The 3,562-nt window shown below is 63.6% G+C and carries 3 protein-coding genes; all 3 read right to left on the bottom strand.

The annotated features are described in order from the left end of the window. Window positions 1-371 precede the first annotated feature (371 nt). A complete protein-coding gene (leuD, locus tag BIS11_RS13175) occupies window positions 372-1,001 on the bottom strand; it encodes a 3-isopropylmalate dehydratase small subunit (protein WP_253418776.1) in 630 nt (209 codons plus the stop codon). After that, window positions 998-2,428: a 3-isopropylmalate dehydratase large subunit gene (leuC, locus tag BIS11_RS13170; protein WP_253418780.1), complete on the bottom strand. Its 1,431-nt coding sequence runs from the start codon at window positions 2,426-2,428 to the stop codon at window positions 998-1,000. Before leuC ends, leuD begins: the two co-directional genes overlap by 4 nt. A gap of 185 nt (window positions 2,429-2,613) precedes the next feature. Continuing rightward, window positions 2,614-3,429, bottom strand: coding sequence for a GntR family transcriptional regulator (locus tag BIS11_RS13165; protein WP_253586232.1), 816 nt, complete (start codon window positions 3,427-3,429; stop codon window positions 2,614-2,616). Window positions 3,430-3,562 lie beyond the last annotated feature (133 nt).

The following is a 3,562-nucleotide window of genomic DNA, read 5'->3' as shown; positions in this document are numbered from 1 at the left end:
CCACTCCTTCACCGCGCTCGTTCACCTTGTCCACGAACTCGAGAAAGCTCTGGGTGTAGATCAGCGACGGGGGGAAGGCGTGAACCGCCGTGATCTGGTCGAGGGCGAAGGCCTGGGTAGCGCCCAGCGCCGTCAGCACGCCGAGAGTGAGGGTTGTTCTTTTCATGAAGGGTCTCTCCTGCACGATGTTGTCTTTGAAAGCGCTTGTTGTCGTGATATCGCAAAAGGCGTGCATTTCTTGTCTGTATGGCTTCTTGTCTGTATGGCTTCTTGTCTGTATGGCTTCTTGTCTGTGTAGCTTCTTGTTTGCGTGATTTTTTATCGATGAAAACGGACCCGTCGATGGAACCGGGGGCCGTTTGCCGTGTCGCTCACCCCTTGCCGATCAGCTCGGCGCCGGGCGCCCGCGCCCAGGGAAACCGCTCGGCGTAGCGCGTGGCGAACGCGTCGATCTCGCCTTGATGCTGGCGGGTCATGTCGATGTCGTCCCAGCCGTTGAGTAGCTTGGTGCGCCATACCGGATTGATGCTGAACCCGACCTCGACTTCCGCGACGCGAAGGCGCTGCTCGACCAGGTCGATCTTGATGTCCTGAACGTCCGCCAGCACCGCGAGCAGCCGCTCGGCGTCGTCCTCTTCCACTACCGCCGGCAGCAGGCCGTTGTTGACCGCGTTGGAGGCGAAGATATCGCCGAAGCTCGGGGCGATCACGCAGCGAAAACCGCCATCGACCAGGGCGTAGACCGCCGCCTCCCGGGAGGAGCCCGCGCCGAAGTTGCGCCGGCTCACCAGTACTTCGGCGCGCTCGGCGCCGGGCTTGTTGAGGGCGAAGTCCGCATCGAGTTCGCCCTGGGCATCCCTGCGCACATCGAACAGCAGAAACTGCCCGTAGCCCACGCTTCGCGGCTCCTTCATGAAGCGGGCGGGAATCAGTTGATCCGTATCCACGTTGGCCGCGGGCAGACCGATCCCCGGGGCGGTCAGAATATCGAGGGGCTTCATGGGGTGTCTCCCGAGGATGGACTCGTCGCGACCAGCGCGCGCACGTCGCTCAACCGGCCTTCCACGGCGGCGGCAGCCACCATGGCCGGCGACATCAGATGGGTGCGTGCGCCCGGCCCCTGGCGACCCTTGAAGTTGCGATTGGTGGTGGAGGCGCAGCGCTCGCCCTTGGGTACCATGTCGCCGTTCATTCCCACGCACATGGAGCAGCCCGAGTGGCGCCACTCGAGCCCCGCCTCGACGAAGATACGATCGAGCCCTTCGGCCTCGGCCTGGCGCTTCACCTGGGTGGAGCCCGGGGACACGATCCCCGGCACCCGGCTCTTGCGCCCGCTCAACACCGCCGCCGCCGCGCGCAGATCCTCGATTCGTGCATTGGTGCAGGACCCGATGAAGACCCGGTCGATGGCGATGTCGGTCAGCTTCTGTCCGGGCGTGAGCCCCATGTAATCGAGGCTGTCGCGAATCTGGCGCGCCTTGGCTCGGTCGTCGCTTTCGTCGGGTACCGGCACGCAGCGGTCGATCGGCAGCGCCTCCTCCGGGGAGACGCCCCAGGTCACGGTCGGAACGATCTCGGCGGCATCGATCACGATCTCGAGATCGAAGGTGGCGCCGGGGTCGCTCGAAAGCGTGGACCAGTAGGCACAGGCCTCGATGAACGCCTCGCCTCGAGGGCTATAAGGGCGATCCTTCAGGTAGTCGAAGGTGGTCTGGTCCGGGGCGATCATGCCACAGCGCCCGCCGCCTTCGATGGAGAGGTTGCAAAGGGTGAGTCGCGCTTCCATGGAGAGTGCGCGAATCGCCTCCCCGGCGTACTCGATGGCATAGCCACGAGCGCCGTCGGCGCCCAGCCGGGCGATCCAGGTCAAGGCGATGTCCTTGGCGGTCACGCCGGGGTCAAGACGCCCCTCGAGGGTGATGCGCATCACCTTGGGCCTGGTCTGCCAGAGTGTCTGGGTGGCCAGCACGTGGGCCACTTCCGAGGCGCCGATGCCGAAGGCGATGCTGCCGAAGGCGCCATGGGTCGCGGTATGGCTGTCGCCGCAGACCATGATCAGCCCCGGCAGGGTCAGCCCCTGCTCCGGCCCCATGACGTGGACGATGCCCTGGCGCGGGTCGTCGAGACCGAAAAGGGTCACGCCGTGGCGCTGGGTGTTGTCGCTGAGCTGCTCGATCATCGAGCGCACCTTGGCATCGTCGACCTGCTCGAGGCTTCGTGACCGGGTCGGCACGTAATGATCGGCGATGCCGAAGGTCAGCGCGGGCCGCGCCACGGGCAGTTCACGCTCGGCCAGCTTGTTGAAGGCGTGAAAGGAGCCTTCGTGCACGAAGTGGCGGTCGACCCATAGAAGGCTCTGGCCGCTCTCGCTGCGGTGCACCTCGTGGGCGCGCCACACCTTGTCGAATAGCGTTGTCGGGGTACTCATCGTTCGCTGTCCCGGCCTGTGCCGCTGCGGGCACGCTTTTATTGATATTGGCGTATCGTTGGGCCTGTCGAGGAGATAGGGCTCTTCTCCTGTCACCCCATACAACTAGCGCAGTTGTTATCGACGGGTCAAATGTATTTTTTATTTTTTTAAATCTGTATCAAATTTAATACATATGGAGCGCATCACGACACGCCATCGGTGGGTGTGCTCCCGACTCTCGGCTCCCAGTAGCGCGAGCTGTCGTCGCCGTTGCGCTCCAGGTCGATCTGGAACCGGTAGCGGTCGGGGCGATAGAACGCCTCGAGATGCTCGACGCCCCGGCCCTGTTCGTCGAAGACCACGCGGGTCAGCGCGATCAGAGGAGAGCCCACCGATACCTCGAGCGCCTGGGCGATCTCGTGGCCGGCCAGGGTGGCGGAAATGGACTGGGAAGCATGGTCCACCTTGACGCCGCTGCGCTCGAGCAGTTCGAACAAAGGCGTATTGGCCAGATCCATCTCGTCGTAATGCAGCGCGATGGACTCGGGCACGTGAGTCACCAGATAAGAGAACGGCTTCTCGTCGATCATGCGCACGCGCACCGAGCGTTGTGCCCGGCTGCCCGGGGCCATGCCCAGACGCTCGCCCACCGGCGCAGGCGGCGGCCCGTAGCCGAACTCCAGAAGCCGTACCTGGGAGGCCTGGCTCATCTTGCGCATGTTGGGCATCAGATTCGAGACGCTGGCCGTCATCACCGTGGCATCGAGCGGCTGCTCGAGTACCACCGTACCCACCCCGGCCTGGCGCCGCACCAGCCCCGCCGCATCCAGCGCTTGAATGGCGCGGCGTACCGTCACCCTCGAGACGCCATGCTGCTCGGCCAGCTTGTTCTCGCCGGGCAGCTTGTCGCCCGCGGACAGCCGCCCACTCAGGATGGCATCCTTGAGCAGCAGATAGATGCGATGCGACTTCGTTCCCCCTACTGCGCTGCCATGACGCTGACTCACTCCCTGGCCCATCTGCTCTCTCCCACGTCTTGTAAAAAATTCACGCTGCACTTGACGCCGCCCACAGGGTAGACATAAAAATGTATCAAATATAATACATATGAGAGTTCTTTTTTAAGACTTAACGTGCTGCACCATTATCACC

It is taken from the genome of Halomonas sp. 707D4, assembly GCF_024158685.1.
Taxonomy (GTDB): Bacteria; Pseudomonadota; Gammaproteobacteria; order Pseudomonadales; family Halomonadaceae; genus Vreelandella.
The sequence above is the reverse complement of the archived record's forward strand: the minus strand, read 5'-3'. Positions and strand labels throughout refer to the sequence as shown.